The sequence below is a fragment of the Burkholderia arboris genome, from assembly GCF_038723655.1.
In the GTDB taxonomy this organism is placed as follows: domain Bacteria; phylum Pseudomonadota; class Gammaproteobacteria; order Burkholderiales; family Burkholderiaceae; genus Burkholderia; species Burkholderia arboris.
On record NZ_CP109822.1, the window covers coordinates 250,676 to 271,273 of the forward strand.

Annotated in this window: 17 protein-coding genes; 2 read left to right on the forward strand and 15 right to left on the reverse strand. The window is 68.6% G+C overall.

The genetic code is table 11. The features are described from left to right. Window positions 1–29 precede the first annotated feature (29 nt). The 5 genes from OHZ10_RS18315 to OHZ10_RS18335 are packed head-to-tail and all read right to left on the reverse strand — an operon-like array spanning window position 30 to window position 6,068. Window positions 30–1,322 carry a serine hydrolase gene (locus tag OHZ10_RS18315; RefSeq protein WP_342705494.1) on the reverse strand — a complete coding sequence of 431 codons (1,293 nt, stop codon included), beginning with the start codon at window positions 1,320–1,322 and terminating at the stop codon, window positions 30–32. After that, window positions 1,322–2,518, reverse strand: coding sequence for a serine hydrolase (locus OHZ10_RS18320; RefSeq protein WP_342705495.1), 1,197 nt, complete (start codon window positions 2,516–2,518; stop codon window positions 1,322–1,324). The genes OHZ10_RS18315 and OHZ10_RS18320 overlap by 1 nt, the downstream gene beginning before the upstream one ends. 49 nt (window positions 2,519–2,567) lie before the next feature. After that, window positions 2,568–3,980: a dihydropyrimidinase gene (gene hydA / locus OHZ10_RS18325; protein WP_342705496.1), complete on the reverse strand. Its 1,413-nt coding sequence runs from the start codon at window positions 3,978–3,980 to the stop codon at window positions 2,568–2,570. 10 nt (window positions 3,981–3,990) lie between these two features. Continuing rightward, window positions 3,991–4,719 carry a maleate cis-trans isomerase family protein gene (locus OHZ10_RS18330; RefSeq protein ID WP_059238419.1) on the reverse strand — a complete coding sequence of 243 codons (729 nt, stop codon included), beginning with the start codon at window positions 4,717–4,719 and terminating at the stop codon, window positions 3,991–3,993. A gap of 50 nt (window positions 4,720–4,769) precedes the next feature. Next, window positions 4,770–6,068: an MFS transporter gene (locus tag OHZ10_RS18335; protein WP_059238417.1), complete on the reverse strand. Its 1,299-nt coding sequence runs from the start codon at window positions 6,066–6,068 to the stop codon at window positions 4,770–4,772. A 172-nt stretch (window positions 6,069–6,240) separates the two neighbouring features. On the opposite strand from OHZ10_RS18335, the gene OHZ10_RS18340 reads away from it, so the two are divergent. Then, complete coding sequence (locus tag OHZ10_RS18340; RefSeq protein WP_059238416.1) at window positions 6,241–6,954, forward strand: GntR family transcriptional regulator; 714 nt, start codon at window positions 6,241–6,243, stop codon at window positions 6,952–6,954. 25 nt (window positions 6,955–6,979) lie between these two features. Here OHZ10_RS18340 and OHZ10_RS18345 read toward each other — a convergent pair whose 3' ends face one another. Together OHZ10_RS18345 and OHZ10_RS18350 are read right to left on the reverse strand one after the other, a co-directional pair. Continuing rightward, entirely contained in the window at window positions 6,980–8,155 is a 1,176-nt protein-coding gene (locus tag OHZ10_RS18345; protein WP_342705497.1) for a M20 aminoacylase family protein, read from the reverse strand. 29 nt (window positions 8,156–8,184) lie between these two features. Next, complete coding sequence (locus OHZ10_RS18350; RefSeq protein WP_059238412.1) at window positions 8,185–9,417, reverse strand: diaminopropionate ammonia-lyase; 1,233 nt, start codon at window positions 9,415–9,417, stop codon at window positions 8,185–8,187. A gap of 180 nt (window positions 9,418–9,597) precedes the next feature. Between OHZ10_RS18350 and OHZ10_RS18355 the strand changes: the two genes are divergently transcribed. Beyond that, the gene (locus OHZ10_RS18355) at window positions 9,598–10,074 is read left to right on the forward strand and encodes an Lrp/AsnC family transcriptional regulator (RefSeq protein ID WP_059238411.1); all 477 of its coding nucleotides are present in this window, start codon (window positions 9,598–9,600) and stop codon (window positions 10,072–10,074) included. A gap of 75 nt (window positions 10,075–10,149) precedes the next feature. Here the strand turns inward: OHZ10_RS18355 and OHZ10_RS18360 are convergent, their stop codons facing one another. The 8 genes from OHZ10_RS18360 to OHZ10_RS18395 all read right to left on the reverse strand — a co-directional run bounded on the left by OHZ10_RS18360 (window position 10,150) and on the right by OHZ10_RS18395 (window position 20,568). Then, window positions 10,150–11,874: a tannase/feruloyl esterase family alpha/beta hydrolase gene (locus OHZ10_RS18360; RefSeq protein ID WP_059238409.1), complete on the reverse strand. Its 1,725-nt coding sequence runs from the start codon at window positions 11,872–11,874 to the stop codon at window positions 10,150–10,152. Window positions 11,875–11,902: 28 nt separating this feature from the next. Continuing rightward, window positions 11,903–13,051, reverse strand: coding sequence for a porin (locus OHZ10_RS18365; protein WP_342705498.1), 1,149 nt, complete (start codon window positions 13,049–13,051; stop codon window positions 11,903–11,905). Window positions 13,052–13,118: 67 nt separating this feature from the next. After that, window positions 13,119–14,324, reverse strand: a complete 1,206-nt coding sequence (gene mhpT, locus OHZ10_RS18370; protein WP_174991690.1) for a 3-(3-hydroxy-phenyl)propionate transporter MhpT — start codon at window positions 14,322–14,324, stop codon at window positions 13,119–13,121. 209 nt (window positions 14,325–14,533) lie between these two features. Then, on the reverse strand, window positions 14,534–16,435 hold the full coding sequence (locus tag OHZ10_RS18375; protein WP_425394789.1) for a feruloyl-CoA synthase: 1,902 nt from the start codon (window positions 16,433–16,435) through the stop codon (window positions 14,534–14,536). Next, window positions 16,432–17,880 carry an aldehyde dehydrogenase gene (locus tag OHZ10_RS18380; RefSeq protein WP_342705500.1) on the reverse strand — a complete coding sequence of 483 codons (1,449 nt, stop codon included), beginning with the start codon at window positions 17,878–17,880 and terminating at the stop codon, window positions 16,432–16,434. The genes OHZ10_RS18375 and OHZ10_RS18380 overlap by 4 nt, the downstream gene beginning before the upstream one ends. Before the next feature lie 58 nt (window positions 17,881–17,938). After that, window positions 17,939–18,769 (reverse strand): p-hydroxycinnamoyl CoA hydratase/lyase, encoded by an 831-nt coding sequence (locus OHZ10_RS18385; RefSeq protein ID WP_342705501.1) that lies wholly within the window; start codon window positions 18,767–18,769, stop codon window positions 17,939–17,941. A gap of 213 nt (window positions 18,770–18,982) precedes the next feature. Next, a complete protein-coding gene (locus tag OHZ10_RS18390; RefSeq protein ID WP_059238396.1) occupies window positions 18,983–19,486 on the reverse strand; it encodes a MarR family winged helix-turn-helix transcriptional regulator in 504 nt (167 codons plus the stop codon). Window positions 19,487–19,665: 179 nt separating this feature from the next. Continuing rightward, window positions 19,666–20,568, reverse strand: a complete 903-nt coding sequence (locus tag OHZ10_RS18395; RefSeq protein ID WP_256087038.1) for an SMP-30/gluconolactonase/LRE family protein — start codon at window positions 20,566–20,568, stop codon at window positions 19,666–19,668. Window positions 20,569–20,598 lie beyond the last annotated feature (30 nt).

Here is a 20,598-nt window from a genome sequence, read left to right on the forward strand (position 1 = left end):
TCGACGCGAACCGGGACCTCGCACGCAACCTACTTCGGCAGATCCGTCGGATCGACCTGCGTGCCGGGTACGCCTTCGGCGTGCGCACTCAGGTCAAGCTCGCGCGTGAGCGCAGCGCGCGCATCGCCGCCTGAAGCCTGCACCGAAGAAGCCGCGCCATCGAGCGCCGGCAGGATGTAGCCGTTGACCATCCGGCGGAACAGCTTCACGTTCTCCGCATCGCGCAACCCGCCTTCCACCGGCAGCACACCCGTCATCACGACCACCGCATTGCGCTTCGGCAGCACCGTGATGAATTGCCCCTTGAAGCCCATCGCGCCGAGCTCAGGCTCGCTCTCGACGATGTTGTTGATCCACCAGTAGTAGCCGAAGTGCGGCGACACGCGCGGTGTCGTCATCTCCGCAATCCACTGCTGCGGGACAACCTGCCGCCCCTGCCAGCGGCCGCCGTCGAGCACGAGCATGCCGATCTTCGCCATATCGACCGCGCGCAGCCGCAGGCCCCAGCCGGCCGACACGAGCCCCGTTCGATCCGCGCGCTCCCATGCCGCGCGTTTCATGCCCAGCGGGCCGAACAGGTGCGTCTGCGCGTAGCGCTCGACCGGCTCGCCGGCGGCCGCGCTCAACATCGCCGCCGCGAGGATCGGGTTCACGTCGGTGTACTCGAACGCGGTGCCGGGCGCCACCTTCGGCGCGGCCGACGCGGCGAGCTTCAGCCGGTCGGGCGCCGTGTAATAGATTGGATCGTCCTTCGGGCTGAAGTCGTAGTGCAAGCCGCTCGACATCGACAGCACGTGTTTCAGCGCGATATCGCGCTTGTCCGCGAGCGCGCCGGCCAGATCGGGCCGCCATGCGGCGAGCCGCGCGGCGACCGGTTCGTCGAGCCGCACGGCGCGCTGATCGACCAGGACGCCCGCGACGAGCGACGTCACGGCCTTCGTCACCGAGTACAACTCGTAGGTCGCATCGCGCGACGCCTTGGCGCCGTAGCGCTCGAAGATCAGCTTGCCGTCCTTCACGACGAGCAGGCTGTACACGTCGAGCTTCTGCTCGCGGATCCAGCGCGACAACTCGACGAGCTTGCGCGAATCGACGCCGACGTCCTCCGGCACGGCGGCTTCGATACCCGTTTCTTGCAGCGGCGGCCATGCAGCGGCCGCGTGCGCCGCGGAGATCGCCGGCACCGGCGCGAGCGCACCGCTGCCGATCAGCATCGTCGCAAGCCGCGCGAGCAGCCGGCGCACGCAAGGCACGGCGCGCGATCCGGGCCGCCGCGCATCGAGCCACGCATCCGGGCTGGCCATCATGTTCGTCATCCTCATCAAATCTCCGGTGCATCGTTGAACGCGGCGGCCGTGCCGGGCACGCCCTTCGTCTCGCGGCTGCGCGCCAGCTCGTCGCGCAGCGCCTGCGTCGTCGCTGCACGCTCGACCGGCGGCTGCGCCGGCGTGAGCGCCGGCAAGATATAGTCGTTCACCATCCGGCGATACAGGTTCAGGTAGGTCGCATCGCGCAGCCCGCCGTCGGTCGGCAGCAGGCTCGTCATCACGACCACCGCGCGCTGTTCAGGCAGCACCGTGATGAACTGCCCCTTGAAGCCCATCGCGCCGAACTCGGGCGTGCCGTGCTCGACCACGTGGTGAATCCAGCAGTAGTAGCCGTAATCGTCCGCGGCCGGCGACGGCGTCGTCATCTGCCGGACCCAGCCAGCCGGCACGACCTGCTTGCCGTTCCACTGGCCGTGGTCGAGCAGCAGCATGCCGAGCTTCGCCATGTCGACCGCGCGCAGCCGCAAGCCCCAGCCGCCCGCCACCGCGCCCGTGCCGTCGGCGCCGCTCCAGCGGTAGTGCGCGAAGCCGAGCGGCTCGAACAGCCGCTGGCGCGCGAATTCGTCCTCGCGTTCGCGCGCGGCGATCGACACGGCCGTGCCCACCAGCACCGGGTTCACGTCGATATAGTCGAACCGCGTGCCGGGCGGCTGCGCCGCGCGGCTCGTCACGGCGACTTTCAACCGGTCGGGTGCTTCGTAGTACAGCGGATCGGTGCCTTCGCGCGTCGTGTAGCGCAGCCCGCTCGACATCGACATCAGGTGCCGCAGCTCGAGGTCCCGCTTGTCCGCGAGTTCGCTCGCGAGATCAGGCCGCGCGGCCGCGATCAACGGCGCGACCTTCGTCGACGGGCCGAGCTTGCCTTCGCCGTCGAGAATGCCGGCGAGCAGCGCGGTAATCGTCTTCGTCACCGAATACAGCTCGTAGTTGTGGTCGCGCGTGAGGCCGTCGCCGTAGCGCTCGAACACGATCTTGCCGTCCTTCACGACGACGAGGCTGCGCACGTCCATCCGGTCGTGGCGCAGCCAGGCCGACAGCCGCACGAGCGGCGCCGAATCGACGCCGGCCGATTCGGGCACGACGCTCGGCATGTCCTGCGGCGCGCCGCCTGCGGCCAGCGCCGGGCCGCCGCACGAACCGGCGACGACGGCTGCTGCCGCGATACCGCGCATTGCGTGGGAAACGCTCATCACTGCTCCTGTCGAATCCTGCGCCCGCGCCATCGCGCGGGCCTTCACTTCAATCGAGGCGCGGCTTGCCGGCCGGCACGAACTGCCCGCGCCCGGGCTCGGCCGCGAGCAGCCGGCCGTCCTCGACCAGCAATTCGCCGCGCGACAGGCAATGGCACGGCCAGCCCGTCACGTCGATGCCTTCATACGGCGTGTAGTCGACGGCATGATGCAGCGACGCATTCGCGATCCGCACCCGCTTGTCCGGATCCCACACGACGATGTCCGCATCGGCGCCGACCGCGATCGTTCCCTTGCGCGGATACAGCCCGTACAGCTTCGCGGGCCGCAGCGACGTCAGCTCGACGAACTGGTGCAGCGACAGCCGCCCGTGACGCACGCCGTCGAACAGCAGCGGCAGCCGCGTCTCGAGCCCCGGAATCCCGTTCGGGATATGGTCGAACGAGACGGCCTGCCCGCCCGGATGCTTGCCGCACGGATCGTCGTAGTTGAACGGCGCGTGGTCGGACGAGAACACCGAGAATACGCCCTGCTTCAGCGCCTTCCACACGGCCTGCTGGTTCGCCGGATCGCGCGGCGGCGGGCTGCATACGCACTTTGCGCCTTCATAGCCATGATCGTCGTGGCCGAGATCGGCGGCCGTCAGATACAGGTATTGCGGGCACGTTTCGGCGAGAATCGGCAACCCGCGCGACTGCCCCCAGCGGATCTGCTCGATCGCCTCGGCGCCCGACACGTGCACGATCAGGATCGGCACGTCGACAAGTTCCGCGAACGCGATCGCGCGGTGCGTCGCCTCGCGTTCGACCACGGCCGGGCGCGCGTGCGCATGGAAATGCGGCGCAACGCGACCGTCGCCGAGCAGCCGCTCGGTGAGCCAGCCGATGCAGTCGGAATTCTCCGCATGCACCATCACGAGCGCACCGTGCTCGCGCGCGACCGACAGCACGTCGAGCATCTGCCGGTCGTTCAGCTTCAGGTCGTCGTAGGTCATGTACACCTTGAACGACGTATAGCCGTTCGCGATCAGCCGCGGCAGCTCCTCGGCCAGCACGTGCGGCGTCGGATCGGCAACGATCAGGTGAAAGCCGTAGTCGACCAGCGCGCGCCCTTCGGCGCGCCGGTGATAGTCGTCGACGGCGGCCTGCAGCGACTGCCCCTTCGCCTGCGCGGCGAACGGGATCACGGTCGTCGTGCCGCCGCACAGCGCCGAGCGCGTGCCGGACAGGAAATCGTCGGCCATCCGCAGCCCGTCGGGCATCGGCTGATCGAGGTGGCAATGCGCATCGACGCCGCCCGGCATCACGAGCATCCCGCTCGCATCGAGCTCGCGCGGCGCGCGCGGCAGCCCGTGGCCGAGCATGGCCACGCGCCCCGCGCGGATGCCGATGTCGCACGAGAACCGGTCCGCCGCCGTCACGACGTCGGCGTGACGGATCACGAAATCGAGATCGTTCGACATGGCGCGCGCCTCAGATCACTTCGTTGAAGAGACGGCCCCAGCCCTTCACCTGCCGCGTGTCGTAGTCGGCGAGCTGCAGCGATTTCCACACGACGGTCGAGATCGTGTCGTAGATCGGGATGCCCGTTTCCTCCTCGAGCGCCGGCACCAGGTGCGCGGCGTTCAGGTTCGTGCAGAAGATCGAGATCGCGCGCGGGCCGGCCGCCGCGACTTCGCGCACCATGTTGCCGATCTCGTCGCCCGTCACTTCGGAGAACGAGAAATTGACCTTCAGGTTCAGGTGGCGCTCGGCAATGCAGTTCAGCCCGGAACGGCGATAGTTGTCGACGATCTTCGTCTGCACGTCGTCGAGGTACGGCGTGACGAGGCCGAACTCGTGCGCGCTCGTCTTCTTCAGGATCTCGTTGAGCGCGAGCACCGACGTGGTGGCCGGAATGCCGGTCGCCGCGGTGATCCGCTCGCACAGCCGCTCGTCGGCTTCGAAGCCGAGCCAGCCCGACGACGTGCCGTTCCACGCGATCACGTCGACCTTCGCATCGGCGAGCAGCATCGCGGCCTGGATGATCTTGTCGTCGTCGAACTGGCCGAGCGCCTGGCCCGTCAGCGAGATCTCGGTAACCGGAAAGCGCGCGAAGTGCGCGGACACGCCCGGCAGGCCCGCGACCATTGCGCTCGTCAGCGGTTCGAGCGACGTGTTGGAGGACGGGGTGAGCATGCCGAGCAACGTACGTTTTTTCATGATGGTTTCTCTCTACCGGTGAATGCAGTCGATGCAGTGAAAGGGGTCGGTCAGACGGGGAGCTTGTTTTCGTAGTCGATCGCGCTGGAGCACACGAGCAGGCCGACGCCGGCCGCCGCGAACACCATCAGCGCAAGGAAATAGGAACCGGTGAACTGCACGATCGCGCCGACGGCGATCGGCACGGTGACGCCGCCGATGTTGCCGCCGAGGTTCATCAGGCCGCCGAGGAAGCCGATCTTGTTGCGCGTGCCGAGCGACGACGGGATGCACCAGTACAGCCCGCACCAGCGCAGGAAGAACAGCGTCGACGACAGCAGCGCGACGCACACGACCGGGTCCTTCACATACGCGACCGAGAAGATCGACACCGTGGCGATCACCGCGGCGATGCCGAACAGCGTGCGCATCACGACGTTCGGGCGGCCGCCCGCGGCCTTCCATTTGTCGGCGATCCAGCCGCCGAGCAGTTCGCCGACGAAGCCGCTGAAAAAGATGATGAAGGTCGAGCCGCCCATCTGCTTGATGTCGAAGCCGTGCACCTTGTGCAGGTAGTTCGGCATCCACGTGAGCAGCCCGTAGAACACGCTGTTGAAGCACATCCAGCCGAAGAACATGCACCACACCGAGCGGTACTTGAAGAAGTCGCGCGAACGGCCCGACGCGCCGGCCGGCTCGGCCGCGAGATCGCTCGCATGCGACGCCTCGATGTAGTCGGCTTCGAGGTCGTTGACGCCCCGATGCTCGCGCGGCGAGTTGCGGATGTAGTGCCACGCGAGCAGCCCGGCCAGCACGGTGCCGACGCCGGCCACCGCGAATGCGAGCCGCCACGAGCCGAGCACCGCGATGAGCCCGGCGATCAGCACCGCGCCCAGTGCCGCGCCGAGCGGCGCGCCGCCATCGAGCAGCGTGGCGCCGCGGCCGCGCTCGGTCTGCGTCATCCAGATCGCGTTGAGCTTGCCGCCGGCCGGGTAGATCGGCGCTTCGGCCGCGCCGAGGCCGAGGCGCGTGAGCAGCAGCGACGGCGCGTTCGTGCACAGCGCGGCGATCGCCTGGAAGAAGCCCCAGAACACGGTCGCCGTCGCGATCACGATGCGCGGCTTGAACCGGTCGGCCAGCATCCCGCCCGGGATCTGCATCACCGCATAGGTCCAGAAGAACGAACTGAGGATCAGGCCCTCCATCGCGGGCCCGATATTGAACTCCTGCGAGATGTAAGGCATGGCGACGGACAACGACGCGCGATCGACGTAGTTGATCGCGATGAGGCTCAGCATGACGACGAATATCTTCCAGCGAACAGCGGATTTGCCGACCGTCAGGGCGGCGACACCGGAGGTTGAAGACATGGACGGACTCCAGGAGTGAACGAGGATGGTCAGGACGTCGCGCAACGTGGAGCCGAGTATAGAATTAGAAATTTATAATTACAGTTATCGTAAACACTTGGTTTGATTGAGATTCTTATATCACAATGTTGGTGCAGGGTAAGCCCCGATATCGTGATAAGCTCGCACCATCATGAGCCAGACACCCCGCAATCCCCTGCTTCTGCGCACGCGCGGCATGGCCGCCGAGATCGCCGCGCGCCTGCGCGTGATGATCGACGAGGGCGAATTGCCGCCCGGCGCGCGGATCGACGAAAAGGAACTCAGCCTCGCGTTCGACGTGTCGAAAACGCCGCTGCGCGAAGCGTTGAAGGTGCTCGTCGCGGAAGGCGCCGTCACGCATCGCCAGTACATCGGCTATCGCGTCGCGTCGATCGACCTCGACGACCTGGTCGCGACGTTCGAGCTGCTGCACGGGCTGGAGGCGATGGCGGGCGAGTTGCTGCGCAAGCGCATCGGTGCACCGACGCTCGCCGCGCTGCAGGCGAAGCACCGGAAGATGGTCGAGTGTCACGAAGCGGGCAAGCGGGTCGAGTATTTCCGGCTGAACCAGCAGATTCATCAGATGATCGTCGACGCGGCCGGCAACCCCGTGCTGTCGGGCATCTATGCGTCGCTGATGTCGAAGGTGCACCGTGCGCGCGGTGCGGCGAACACCGACACGCTGCGCTGGGCCGAGTCGCTGCACGAACACGACGACATCATGGCCGCGCTCGCCGACCCCGACCACGCGGTGCTGCCGCAGCTGCTGCGCAGCCATTCGGAGAACACCGCACGCGAGGTGCTGGCCATCCTCGACCGCACCGGCACGGCCGATGCGCCGGAGCAGCGGTCGGCCGGCGCGTGAAGCGTCAAGGCTGTCTGACGACCCGCTACGCGGCCCGCAACGCGCGCCGCGCCACTTCCGCGAAATACCGCGCGCCGACCGGCAAAATCGCGTCGTTGAAATCGTACGTCGCGTTGTGCAGCGGCACGCCGCCTTGGCCAGCCGCTTCGCCGTTGCCGATGAACACGAAATTGCCGGGCACCGCCTGCAGGAACGCGCCGAAATCCTCCGAGATCATCATCGGCTGCACGTCGGCGTTCACCGCGTCGGCGCCCGCAATCTGCGCGGCGGCCTGCACCGCCGTGTCGACCCATTCCGCTGAATTCACCGTCGGCGCGAACTCGTGCGTGTACTCGAACGTGCAGGTCGCGCCGTGCGTGCGGCAGATCCCTTCGCTGATTTCGCGCATCCGCGTTTCCAGCAACCCCTGCACGTCGCGCGAATAGCTGCGCGTATCGCCCTTGATCGTCACGGTCGACGGCAGCACGTTGCGCAGCCCGTCGGTGATGAACTCCGTGCACGAGATCACGGCCTGCTGGCCCGGGTCGAGATTGCGCGACACGATCGTCTGCAGCGCGAGCACGATCTGCGAGCCGATCACGATCGGATCGATGCCCATGTGCGGCCGCGCCGCATGCGTGCCGCGCCCGTCGATCCGGATCACGAAATTGTCTTCGCTCGCCATGATGCCGCCCGCGCGCGTCGAGAACGTGCCCGCACGCATGCCGGGCATGTTGTGCGCGCCGAAAATCGCGTCGACCGGAAAGCGCTCGAACAATCCGTCGGCCATCATCGCCTTCGCGCCGCGGCCATGCTCTTCCGCCGGCTGGAAAATGAAGCGCACGGTGCCGTCGAAATCCTTGCGCTCGGCCAGCAACTGCGCGGCACCGAGCACCATCGACATGTGGCCGTCGTGCCCGCACGCATGCATCTTGCCCGGCGTGCGCGACGCGTGTTCGCGGCCCGGCGCGTGCTCGGCGATGTTCAGCGCGTCCATGTCCGCGCGGATGCCGATCGCGCGCGTGCCGGTGCCGGCCGTCAGGTTCGCGACCAGCCCCGTGCCGCCGATCCCGCGATGCACGTCGAGCCCGAGCGTCGTCAGGATGCGCGCGACGTAATCCGACGTGTTCACTTCTTCGAAACCCGTTTCCGGATACTGGTGCAGATGGCGGCGCCAGCGCTTCAGTTGCCCCTGCAACGTGCTTTCTTCGATTGCGTCCATTGCGTTCGCCTCGTCGGTCGTCATGTCGTTCAGGCCGCCACCGCCGCGCGGTTCAGCCAGTCGCGCTGCCGCGCGAGCACCGCGTCGGCCGTCTCGCCGACGCAGTTCCGGTACACGGACGGCGCCGTCGCGCCTTCCGTATTGATCGCCAGCACGCGTGCGTTCGCATCGAGCCCGACCTGCCGCGCGAGCGCCGGATCACGCATCAGCACGTCCAGGCCCGCCACGCCGGCCGCACCCGATTCGCCGGCGACGACCGGCACGTCGCGTTCGCTGCCGGCCGCGAGGCCGCGCATCGTCTGCACCGCGTCTTCGTCGTCGATCAGCATGAAGTGGTCGATGCACATCTCGAGGAAATCCCATGCGAGCGGCGACGCCTCGCCGCACGCGAGCCCGGCCATCACCGAATCGACGCTGCCGGTCGCCTTGGTCGCGCGGCCGGCCAGCGCGCTCTGGTACAGGCAATCGGCCTGGCGCGGCTCGACGACGACGAAGCGCGGCCGCTGCACGCCGTCGCGCTCCCACAGGTAACTCGCGACGCCCGCGGCGAGGCCGCCCACACCGCCCTGCAGGAACACGTGCGTGAACGGCCGCCCGTCTTCCTCCGCCGCCTGCGCGGCCGCTTCGGCGGCGATCACGCCGTAACCCTGCATCACGTCGCGCGGAATCGCTTCGTAGCCGTCGTACGACGTATCCGACACCACATACCAGCCATTCGCCTGCGCGAGTTGCGCCGCGCAGACCACCGATTCGTCGTAATTCCCCGCGATGCGCACGATCCGGGCGCCGTATGCCGAGATCGCGCGTTCGCGCTCGGCGTCGACGTTCGCGTGCAGCACGATCACGCACCCGCAGCCGATCGCGCGCGCGGCGGCGGCCAGCGCGCGGCCGTGGTTGCCGTCCGTCGCGCTGATCACCGTCAGGTCGGCCAGCTCCGACGCGTAGGCGCCGGTGACGAGCCCTTGCGGATCGAGATCCTGCGTACGGCGCAGCCGCTTCACGAGCCGCACCAGCGCGATCGGCGCGCCAAGCGCCTTGAAGCTGCCGAGCGGCGAGCGGCACGACTCGTCCTTCACGCTGATGCTCGCGACGCCGAGCCGCGCGGCGAGATCGGGCAGCGCACGCAGCGGCGTGCGCGCGTTGCCGACGAGCGGCCAGTGCGACAGCCATGCGCCGCTTTCGTCGGCCGATGCGATGTTCATCACGCGGCGCAGCGCGTGGGGGTAAGCGGTGCGCGACGCGCGCGGGTTGGCGATCAGCATGGCGGAAGGCTCCTGAGCAGGACCGCGCGGGCGGTCAGCCGGTTAGGTCGGATCGGGCAAGCGCCAATTGCGCTCGCCGTCGGTTGGAAAAATAATATTGCGCAGGCCGATCAATAAAATCGCCAAATCGACGGCTTCAACGCAAAAATTTCTCATTCTTTCGAGGTTTCACGCGCCATCATGACGACCCCACTCGATGCGTTCGACCGCAAGCTGCTGATGGAACTCCAGCGCGACGCGCAAACGCCGCAGGCCGAGCTCGGCGCGCGCGTCAACCTGTCGACCGCGGCCGTGAACCGGCGCCTGAAACGTCTCGCGGAAGACGGCGTGATCGAGCGCTACACGGCCGTGATCGCGCCGGACAAGGTCGATCATCCGCTGACGATCATCGTGAACGTCGAGGTCGAGAGCGAGCAGATCGGCCAGCTCGATGCAATGAAACGCGCGTTCGAGCGCTGCCCGCAGATCCAGCAGTGCTACTACGTGACGGGGGAATGGGATTTCGTGCTGATCCTCGCGGTGCGCAACATGGATCAGTACAACGCGCTCACGCGCGAGCTGTTCTTCGCGAACAACAACGTGAAGCGGTTCAAGACGCTGGTGAGCATGAGCCGCGTGAAGGTCGGGCTCGACGTGCCGGTCGATCTCGGCGAGTAAGTGAGCGCCTGCTTGCAGGAACGATTCGGCCGGCGCGTCACTGCTCGCGCCGGCCGCTTCCCATCGACGGCTACTTCACCGACAACTGAAGCTCGCCGCCGCATTCGCGTCGCCCGAGCCGTTATAGCGCGCGACCTGCGGATACGGGCACAGCGGCCGCGTGCGGCCCGTGCCCCACGACGTGGGCACATCGGCATTCGGCACCGCGTTCGTCGTGTCGCGCGCGGCGGCGACGATCGCGGCCGGCGCCTGCCCCTGCTCGACCCACGCGACGAGCGGCGTCAGCATGTCGAACTGGTCGGTCGCCGGCCCGCCCGAGCAATGGTTCATCCCCGGCACCGGATAGAAGCGCGCAAAATCCGACGCGTCGCCGCCGTTCGCCTGCGCGACGTTCGCGTACCAGTCGCGCGTATCGTTGAACGAGAACACCGGGTCGCCCGTGCCGTGATACGCGATCAGCTTCGCGCCGCGCGACTTCAGCGCGGACAGGTTCGTCTCGTCGGGCGGCGTCATGAACGACCACGCGGATTGCGTGTACACGCCGTTCGTCGCGAAGATGGCCGGCGCGTCGTTGTCCATGTCGAAGCCGAGCGCGAAACCGGGCAGGTTCGCGAGCGTCGCGGCGGTTTTCGGCGGCGTCATGAACGTGAACGCCATCGCGGCCGGATCGAGCGTGACCGAATTCGACTGCTTCCACGCAGCCCAGCCGCTGCCGGCCACGCCCGGATCGTACGGAAAACTCGCGTACAGCGCCGTGCCCGCGCTGTTTCGCGCACCCGCGAACACGTTCTCCAGCGCGGTTTTCTGCGCGGGCGTCAGGCAGGCGCCCGTGCGCGCGCCGTTCGCGCAGGTCGGGATATCGGTATCGACGCTGAAATGCGCCTGGCATGCGGCGACGTCCTGCACCATCCCGTCGGCCGCACCGTCGAGCGCATCGCATTTGTCGAGGATCTTCGCACCGACGAACTGCCGCTCCGCATCGGTGAAGCCGCTGCGGATATCCGGCAACCCGTTCGTGCCCGTCGCCGACGCGATCTTCGCGAACTGCTGCGCGCCGTACATCTCGCCGATCGCCGCCTTCGGCAGATGGAAACCCGGATCGCCGACGATGATGCCGTCGTAGTCGGCCGGGTTGCGCACCGCCGTGACCATCGCGTGACGGCCGCCGTTCGAGCAGCCGCCGAAATAGCTGCGGTCGGGCGCTTTGCCGTATGCAAGACGGATCACCTGCTTCGCCATCGGCGTGAGCGCGTCGACCGCGCCATAACCGTAGTCGATGCGAGCCTGCGGATCGAGGCCGAACAGCGGATTCTGTGCGGCACTGTGCCCGGAATCCGAACTGATCACGGCGAAACCCAGGTTCAGCGCATCGCTCAGCGGCCCGCCGCCGCCGATCTCGCCGGTCGCGGTCACGACGTTGCCGTCGAGCCCGCCGTTCGCCTGGTAGAAGAAGCGGCCGTTCCATGCTTTCGGCAGACGCATCTCGAAGCCGATCGCATAGGTATTGCCGTCCACCGTGCTCACGCGCTCGTTCATCTTCCCTTCGATCACGCAGTGCTCGGCGATCGGCTTGCCGGCTACCGTGAGCGCGCCGGCGGCTGCGGTCGTCACCGATGTGAACGACGTGTTCGCATACGCGAGCTTCGCGGCGAGCGCGTCGCAGGTCTGCGCCATCGCGGCCGGCGTCGCGGCGCCCAGATGCGTGGGCGCGGCGTTGACCGAATCGTCGCCGCCGCACCCGGCGAGCATGGCCGCCGCGGACAGCGGCGCGATACAGAGGAATGCAGATTTCCTGTTCAAGATATCTCCCGTTCTTCAGGCTGCCGGATCAGAACATGTGCCGCACGCCGACCATCGCGCCGAGCTGCCCCATCCCTTCGCCGGGCGTCGTGCCGGCCCCACCGCCGCTGACCGCGTAGCGCGCATGCGCGCTGTTCCACAGATACGACGATTGCGCATAGACGGCCGTGCGCTTCGTCAGCAGATAAGTCGCGCGCAATGTCGCCATCGTCGCGCGCGTGTCGTGCGCGCTGTTGACGATCCGGTAGCCTTCGCCATCGACGACGAAATCGGGCTTCACCGCATACGACGCGCCGACGAAGAACAGGTCCGAATGCGCACCAGCCGCGGCCGGCGAGCCGGTCGACACGCGCCGCCCGATCCAGCCCGCGCCGATCCGCGCGCCCGCCGCCTGCGCGTAGGCGCTCACGTGCGTGCGCGCATCCTTGCCGCCGCTGCTCGTGAAGGCGACCGGCGCGATGCCGTCGAAGAAGTTCGCGGCCGCGCCGGCGCCGCCGCGTTGCTCCTCGTACGACGCCGCCGCCCCGAAATACGCGCTGTCGTACTTGAGCATCACCGACCAGTCGCGACACTGCGTGGCGTCGCCCGGCACCTGCCCCGCGCACGTTCCTTGCCCCGGCGAGTTGCCGGTGCCCGCGCCGTCCCGGCCGAACGAATAGGCCGCGCCGAGCGTCACGCCGCGATAGGTGCCGACGTAGGTCACCGCGTTGTCGGCGCGGCCGTTCGGCACATAGGCATCGAGCGAACCGAGCCCGTAGATGTCGGGGCCGATGATGTCCGCGCCCTGCAACGCGAGATAGGTCATCGTGTACTGGCGGCCGAACGCGAGCGTGCCGAAGCCACCCTTCAGCCCGACGAACGCCTGCCGCCCGAACAGCCGGCCGCCCTGCCCGAGATCGCCGCCGCGCACGTTGAAGCCGCTTTCGAGCGTGAACACCGCCTGATAGCCGCCGCCGAGATCCTCCGTGCCGCGCAGCCCCCAGCGCGACGGCAGTTCGCCCGTCACGCCCGGCATGCGCACCACGTGGTCGCCGGCCGCGTTTGCGTGCGACACGAATTCGACGCCCGTATCGATGATCCCGTACAGCGTCACGCTCGATTGCGCGTGCGCCGCCGGCGCGGCCAGCGCGCAGCACGCGCCGGCGGCCAGCAGGCCGTTCCTTGTCTTCGTCTTCATTTCGTTGTGTCTCCAGACCGTGAGTAATCGCGCGCTCTGACGGCACGCATTGAAGAAACGGGAAAGGTCAGTCGCCGGCTTGCGGGCGGCGAATCAGCAGCAGCGCGGCAACGGCCGCGACGAGCGTGACGGGGATGCTCGCGCCGATCACGACCGGCGCGCTGCGGCCGGCGGCCAGCAGCGTCGCGGCCGCAAGCGGCCCGACGACGGAACCGAGGCGGCCGACGGCCACCGCCGTGCCGACGCCCGTGCCGCGCATCGCGGTCGGGTAGTACATCGCCGCAAGCGCATACAGCACCGACTGCCCGCCGACCACGAACATCCCGGCCGCGAACGCGGCCGCCGCGAGCGACGCGAAGCCGGGCGCCGCTGCGAGCGCGGCAAGCGACAGCACGATGCCGACATACATGCCGCCGACCACGCGAGACGCGCGCATCCGGTCGAGCGCCGCGCCGATGCCGAGCGCGCCGAGCCCCGCGCCGACGTTGAACGCGATCTGCACGAGGCCGACGTGCTCGCGATCGAGTCCGCGCGCGGCCATCAGCGACGGCAGCCAGTTCAGCAGGAAGTAGAGGACGATCAGCGTGCAGAAGTAGCTGACCCACAGCGCGACCGTCGACGTCGTGCGGCCGTCGCCGAACAGCGTGCGGGCGACGCTCGCGCGCGCGGCCTGCGTGCCGGCGACGTCGAGGTACGCACGCGACTCCGGCAGGAACCCCACCAGCAGCGGCACGAGCAGCAGCGGCCCCGCGCCGCCGACGTAGAAGATGTGCCGCCATTCGGTGTCGCCGGCGAGCAGCACGCCGATCAGCGATGCGATCACGCCGCCGAACGGGATGCCGCAGTACATCGCCGCCACCGCGCTGCTGCGCGAGCGCGGCTCGACTGCTTCGGACGACAGTGCGATCAGGTTCGGCATCGCGCCGCCGAGCCCGATGCCGGTCAGCACGCGCACGACGACGAGCATCGCGAACGTCGACACCTGCGCGGTGGCGATCGACAGCAGCCCGAACAGCACGGCCGAGGCGATCAGCACGCGCTTGCGGCCGATCCGGTCGGCGAGCCGGCCGCCGAGCATCGCGCCCGGCAGCAGCCCGAAGGTGCCCGCGCTGAACGCGATGCCCATCTGCGATACGGTGAGCCCGAATTCGCGCGCCATGCGCGGTGCGGCGACGCCGACCGACTGCAGGTCGAGCCCTTCGAGGAGGGCGATCGCGAAACACAGCGCGAGCGTGGTCGCGACCGTGGGTTTTTCGGCAACGTAAGTGTTCATGCTGTCTCCAAATCCGATGTCTTGTAGTCGGTCGGCCGTGCAACAACCGCCGCGCGCCGCCGCCGGCCAGTGGCGGATCGGTGCGCGAGGTGTCGTCGAAACGGCCGCCTTTATCAGGCAACCTGAGTCACTGGCCGCAAGAATGCCTGCCGGTCACGTGGCCAGCCGGTCGTTACGCCTGCTTGTAGCGGCTCGTACCTGCCAACCGCTTACGCGTAAATCACGTCGGGATCGTGCCGCGCCGGGTCGTACAGCGCGTCGATCGTCGCCGCGCGATGCTTCTGCACGGCCGCCTGGTTCAGCGAACCCTTGTCGGTCGCTTCGCCGAGATCGAGCGACGGCAGCGTGTCCATCAACCGGATGCGCGCGACGAATGTCGAGCCGCCGCTCGCATGCCGGTTCAGCGCGGCAAGCCACGCCGCGAACGCCGCGCGCACGGCCGGCGCGCGCAGCACGTCGGCGACCGGTGCATCGGCTGCAAGCCCCGCCAGCGCACGACACGCGTCGACACGCGGAAACACCAGCAAGCCGATGTCGTCGCGATTGATCCCGGTGACGACCACGTCCTGCACGTACGGCGCGCCACTCGATACCGCGTTCGCACGCAACGGCCCGACGCTCACGAACGTGCCGCTGCTCAGCTTGAAGTCCTCGGTCAGCCGGCCGTCGAACAGCAGCCCGAGTTCCGGCCGCTCGGGATCGGCAAACACGCCCGCGTCGCCGCTGCGGTAATAGCCTTCGTCGTCGAACACATCGCGCGGATCGACGTCCGCGTGCCAATAGCCGCGCATCACGTTCGGCCCCTTGAAACGCAGTTCGAGCTTGCCGCCGCACGGCACGAGCTTCGCGTCGCAACCGGGCGCGGGCAGCCCGATGTAGCCGGCGCGCATCAGCGGCCCTGTCGTGAACAGGCACGACGGCGACGCCTCCGTCATCCCGAGGCCGGCCATGATCCGGATGCGCTCGCCGCAATGCGCGTCGGTCACGCGGTCGAGCCGGTCCCACGCGGCCTGCGACAGCCCCGCGCCGCCGAAGAAATACAGCTTCACGCGCGAGAAAAACGTGTCGCGCAGCACGGCGTCGCTTTCGAGCGCGGCGGTCAGCTCCTCCCAGCCCTTCGGCACGTTGAAGTAGATCGTCGGCGCAATCTCGCGCAGGTTGCGCACGGTTTCGTCGAAGCGGCCGGGAACCGGGCGGCCGTCGTCGATGTACAGCGTGCCGCCGTTGTACAGCGCGATGCCGAGGTTGTGACTGCCGCCGAACGTGTGATTCCACGGCAGCCAGTCGACCAGCACCGGCGGCTCGCGCGTCAGCTCCGGCATCGTCTGGCGCAGCATCTGCTGGTTGCTGCACAGCATCCGGTGCGTGGTCGGAACGGCCTTCGGCTGCTTCGTCGAACCGGACGTGAACAGGATCTTCGCGAGATGATCCGGGCCGACCGCCGCGTGGATTTCATCGATCGTGCGCGGGACGGTGGCGAGCAGGCGCGACAGCGGCACCGCGCGCGCTCCGGCATCGCCATCGGCATCGTGCGCGACGATCAGCGCCGCATCGGCCGACAGCGTCGCGTCGAGCGCACGCGTGAACGGCGCGCGTTCGGCGACGAACACCGCGCCCGGCCGCAGCACGCCGAGCGTGTGACGCAGCTTGCCGTAGTCGGTCGACACCAGCGAATACGCGGGCGAGATCGGCGAGTACGGCACGCCGGCCAGCATCGCGGCGAACATCAGCTGCAGATGCTCGAGATCGTTGCCGGACAGCACCGCGAGCGGACGCTCGGCCGACAGGCCGAGATCGACGAGGCCCTGGCCGAGCGCGCGGGCACGTTCGAGCATCTGCGCGTAGGTGATCTCGATCCAGCGACCGTCGGCGCCGCGCCGCGCGGCCAGCACGCGGTCGGGATGCGCCTGTGCGCCGCGCACGAGGCAGTCGGTCAGGCGCGTCGGGTAGTCGCCGAGCGGTTCGCGCGAGCGCAGGTACCACGCGCCGTTATCCGCGCGACGAATCTCGGCCGCACCGACGGCAACGGCCGCCGCGCGATAGCGCACGCCGCCCGTGTCGTTCACCGGCCCGCTCGCGGGCGTTGCAACATTCATCGTCGGCTCGCTCATATCGGGTAGTGACGCGGCGTGGTCTGCACGGTGATCCAGCGCAGCTCGGTGAATTCGGCAATCGACGCGCGGCTGCCGAAGCGGCCGTAGCCGCTCGCCTTCGTGCCGCCGAACGGCATCTGCGCTTCGTCGTGCACGGTCGGGCCGTTGATGTGGCAGATCCCCGAGTCGATCCGGCGCGCGACCGCCATCGCACGTGCGACATCGCGGCTGAACACGCTCGCCGACAGCCCGAACTCGCTGTCGTTCGCGAGCGCGACCGCTTCGTCGTCGCTGTCCGCGCGCAGGATCGCGACAACCGGCGCGAACGATTCCTCGCGATACAGGCGCATGTCGCGCGTCACGCCGTCGACGATCGCCGGCTGCATCGTCGCACCTTCGACGCGGCAGCCGAGCGGCAACTGCGCGCCATGCGCGCGAGCGTCCTCGACGAGCGACGCCGCGCGCGCGGCGGCGGCCGCGTCGACCATCGTGCCGAGCGGATGGCCTGCGAGCGGATCGCCCGCGACGAGCGTGCGCGCCTTCGCGGCGAGGCGTTCGACGAGCGCATCGGCGATCGCCCGCGCGGCGATCACGCGTTCGGTCGACATGCAGATTTGCCCCTGGTTGAAGAACGCGCCGAATGCGATCGCGTCGACGGCCGCATCGAGATCGGCGTCGTCGAGCACGAGCACCGGCGCCTTGCCGCCGAGTTCGAGCAGCACGGGTTTCAGGTGCGCCGCCGCGTGGCGCGCGATGATGCGCCCGACGTGCGTCGACCCGGTGAAGTTGATCCGCTTCACGTGCGGATGCGCGATCATCCGCTCGACGAGTTCGGGGGCATCGGCTGCCGCGTGCGTAATCACGTTGACGACACCCGCACCGAGCCCCGCCTCGTCCAGCACCGCGCCGATCAGCGCGTGCACGCCGGGGCACGCTTCGGATGCCTTCAGCACGACCGTGTTGCCGCATGCGAGCGGCATCGCGAGCGCACGCGTGCCGAGAATCACCGGTGCGTTCCACGGCGCGATGCCGAGCACGACGCCGCACGGCACGCGCATCGCGAGCGCGAGATTGCCGGGCACGTCGGACGGGATCACGTCGCCGGCGATCTGCGTCGTCATCGACGCGGCCTCGCGCAGCATGTTCGCCGCGAGCGTCACGTTGAAGCCGAGCCAGCCCGGCGTCGCGCCCGTTTCGGCGACGCCCGTCGCGACGATCTCGTCGATGCGCGCGTCCATCAGGTCGGCCGCCTTCAGCAGCCGGCGTCGGCGCTCGGTCGGCGCGAGCGCCGCCCACGCGGGGAACGCGCGGTGCGCGGCGTCGATCGCCGCGTCGGCGTCGGCCACGCCGGCCGCCGGCGCGCGCGACGCGAGCGCGCCGGTCGCGGGGTTGAATCGGTCGAAGGTCCCGCCGTCGCATGCGGTGCACCACTCGCCGGCGATCAGCATCCGTCTGTCGGTCATGTCGTCTCCTGCCTTGCCTGTCTCTTGCGGTTGCGTGGGCGGTTCGTCCGCGCTCGTATCAGCGCTTGTACGCCTGCAGGCCCGGCTTGATCGTCTTGTCGTCGAGGAACTGCTTCAGCCCTTGCTCGCGGCCGCGCTCCGGATCGCGCAGCTGCGCCTGGTCGAGCTTCGCATACAGGTAATCCTCGCACTGCTCCCACGTGAGTTCACGCGAACGCTTGAAGCCGTGCTTCGCCGCGCGCAGCACGACCGGGTTCTTGTCCATCAGCCGCGCGGCGAGCGCGATCGTCTCGTCGCGCAGGCCGGCCAGCGGCACGCTGCTGTTCACGAGGCCCATTTCCGCCGCGTCCACGCCGGTGAACGTGTCGCCGGTCATGATGTAGTGCAGCGCGCGACGATGCCCGACCGTGTCCGCCATCGCCTTGCTGACGAGGTTGCCGGGCGGGATGCCCCAGTTGATCTCCGACAGCCCGAACACCGCTTCGTCCGCGGCGATCGCGAGGTCGCACGCGACGAGCGGCGAGAACCCGCCGCCGAAGCACCACCCGTTCACCATCGCGATCGTCGGCTTGTTGTACATCCGCAGGCGGCGCCATTGCCATTCCGATGCGTCGCGGCGCACCTTTTCCTGCAGCGCGTCGGAGCCGCCGTCGATCTCGCGGAAATATTCCTTCAGGTCCATGCCGGCCGTCCACGCGGCGCCCGCGCCGGTCAGCACCAGTACCTTCGCCTCATCGTCGAACTCGACCGCGTCGAGGACTTCCAGCATCTCGCGGTTCAACGTCGGGCTCATTGCATTGCGCTTGTCCGGACGGTTCAGCGTCACCCATGCGATGCCGGCCTCCACGTTCACGTCCACGGTCTGCCAGCGGTTGTCGTACTTGCTCATGTCTGTTCCTGTCGTTCGTTCCTGTGCGATTCGGTGCGCAGCATTCCTGCTGCGGACGGCTTCATTTAATATCAGGCTACCTGATATTGCAAGCGGCACGAGTGGCGGTGTAAACCCGGAGCGGAAAGCGGCGGAAATGGGGAAAGAAGTCGCGACCGGCACTGGCCGCGGAAGCGGGCCGGACGGCCCGCGCCGGGAAACTTCAGGAAGCGATCAGCCGCGCAGGTTGCGCGCGAACAGTTCGAGGGCGCGCTGCACGTGCGCGGCATCGTCGGCGGAGAGGTCGCCGAGCATCCGCGTCTCGAGCGGACGCAGCACGGTTTCGCATTCGCGCAGCATCGCCGCGCCTGCGTCGGTCAGCGTGAGCAGGATGATGCGGCCGTGCGACGGGTCGGCTTCGCGCGTGACGAAGCCGCGCGCGGCCATCACGCTCATCACTTCGTTCGCCGATTGCGGCGTGATGAGCGAGCGCTCGGCCAGTTGCGCGTTCGACGACGTGCCGCGCGCCTCGAGCACCGACAGCGCCGTGTATTGCGCGAGCGTGATGCCGAGCGGCGCGAGCGCGTCGGTCATGTGGCGACGCAGCAGCCGGTCGAGGCCGCCGATCACGTAGGTCATGCGCTGCGGCACGCGCGCCTTCGGCTTGTCGCCCGTCACGCGGGTAGTGTTCGTCGCGGCGTGCTTCGGGTTCGCGGGCTTGGTCGGGGTGGAGCTCATGGCGCGGGCAGGATGGGATTGCGGGCCATCTTACCAGCAGGTCGAGGGACGAACGGGGTGTTCCGGCAGCCGGACGGCGTCGGTGCCGCTCACGCATCCGCAGTGGACTGCGGACCTGAGCGCACAGTGCGCAGCGTCGGCGGCATCCCATGAACGGGATCCCTTGCGTGAATCCGCGATCAGCCGCGCGGCGTGCCGGCGAACCGCGCGGTCGGCAACCCTGCGTAGCGCGTCCGGGCGACGAACACGCCGCCGGCACCGGCATCGCTCGCAAGCGCATCGTCGCTCAACCCGACCCGCGCACTCGTCACGTACAACCGGCCTTCGCCGTCGAGCGCCACGCAGCTCGGCTGTGCGGTCGGCACGGCCACACGATCCGTCTCGACGCCGTCCGGCCCGTAGCGCACCACGCGCCGGCCGCCCCACTGCGCGTTCCACAGCCCGCCGTCGCAGTCCATCGTGGCGCCGTCCGGGTCGCCGTCCGCATCGGTCAACCGCGCGAACGGCCGCACGTTGGCCACGTCGCCGCCCGCGCGGTAATCGCACACGAAAATCTCGCGCACGAGCGAGTCGCAGAAAGTCATCTTTGCCCCGTCCGGCGAGAACGCGATGCTGTTCGCGATCGCCGCCGGCGGCAACGCGAGCCGTTCGAGCGTCAGGTCGGCGTTGAGCCGGTAGAACCCGCCGACCGCGCGCGGCGGCTCGGCGCCTTCGTCCTTCATCCCGAACACGAACGCGCCGGACGGATCGCAGCGCCCGTCGTTCAGGCGCGTCGGCAGATCAGGCTCGACGTCGACGATCCGCGTGAACGCGCCGCTGCGCAGGTCGAAGAACGCGAGATGGGTCGCGAGCCCGACGAGCAGCACATCGGGATCGTCGGTCAGCGCGAAGCACGCGAGCCGCTCGGGCATCGCCCACGGTGTCAGGCCGGAACCGTCCGCGCGGCAGCGCCACAGTTGCGCGCCTTCGATGTCCACCCAGTACAGCGCGTGTGTCCTGTCGCACCACGTCGCGCCCTCGCCGAGCGTGTTGCGGCTGTCGGCCAGCAGCGTCGCCGACGCGGCCGGATGAGTCTGTTGCATGCCGTCTCCCGATATCTGATCTGTCGCGTT

Bases quoted from the DNA above. Each gene is read 5' to 3' on its own strand.
- OHZ10_RS18315 (WP_342705494.1), bottom strand. From the start codon at position 1,322: ATGAGGATGACGAACATGATGGCCAGCCCGGATGCGTGGCTCGATGCG.
- OHZ10_RS18320 (WP_342705495.1), bottom strand. From the start codon at position 2,518: ATGAGCGTTTCCCACGCAATGCGCGGTATCGCGGCAGCAGCCGTCGTC.
- hydA (WP_342705496.1), bottom strand. From the start codon at position 3,980: ATGTCGAACGATCTCGATTTCGTGATCCGTCACGCCGACGTCGTGACG.
- OHZ10_RS18330 (WP_059238419.1), bottom strand. From the start codon at position 4,719: ATGAAAAAACGTACGTTGCTCGGCATGCTCACCCCGTCCTCCAACACG.
- OHZ10_RS18335 (WP_059238417.1), bottom strand. From the start codon at position 6,068: ATGTCTTCAACCTCCGGTGTCGCCGCCCTGACGGTCGGCAAATCCGCT.
- OHZ10_RS18340 (WP_059238416.1), top strand. From the start codon at position 6,241: ATGAGCCAGACACCCCGCAATCCCCTGCTTCTGCGCACGCGCGGCATG.
- OHZ10_RS18345 (WP_342705497.1), bottom strand. From the start codon at position 8,155: ATGGACGCAATCGAAGAAAGCACGTTGCAGGGGCAACTGAAGCGCTGG.
- OHZ10_RS18350 (WP_059238412.1), bottom strand. From the start codon at position 9,417: ATGCTGATCGCCAACCCGCGCGCGTCGCGCACCGCTTACCCCCACGCG.
- OHZ10_RS18355 (WP_059238411.1), top strand. From the start codon at position 9,598: ATGACGACCCCACTCGATGCGTTCGACCGCAAGCTGCTGATGGAACTC.
- OHZ10_RS18365 (WP_342705498.1), bottom strand. From the start codon at position 13,051: ATGAAGACGAAGACAAGGAACGGCCTGCTGGCCGCCGGCGCGTGCTGC.
- mhpT (WP_174991690.1), bottom strand. From the start codon at position 14,324: ATGAACACTTACGTTGCCGAAAAACCCACGGTCGCGACCACGCTCGCG.
- OHZ10_RS18375 (WP_425394789.1), bottom strand. From the start codon at position 16,435: ATGAGCGAGCCGACGATGAATGTTGCAACGCCCGCGAGCGGGCCGGTG.
- OHZ10_RS18380 (WP_342705500.1), bottom strand. From the start codon at position 17,880: ATGACCGACAGACGGATGCTGATCGCCGGCGAGTGGTGCACCGCATGC.
- OHZ10_RS18385 (WP_342705501.1), bottom strand. From the start codon at position 18,769: ATGAGCAAGTACGACAACCGCTGGCAGACCGTGGACGTGAACGTGGAG.
- OHZ10_RS18390 (WP_059238396.1), bottom strand. From the start codon at position 19,486: ATGAGCTCCACCCCGACCAAGCCCGCGAACCCGAAGCACGCCGCGACG.
- OHZ10_RS18395 (WP_256087038.1), bottom strand. From the start codon at position 20,568: ATGCAACAGACTCATCCGGCCGCGTCGGCGACGCTGCTGGCCGACAGC.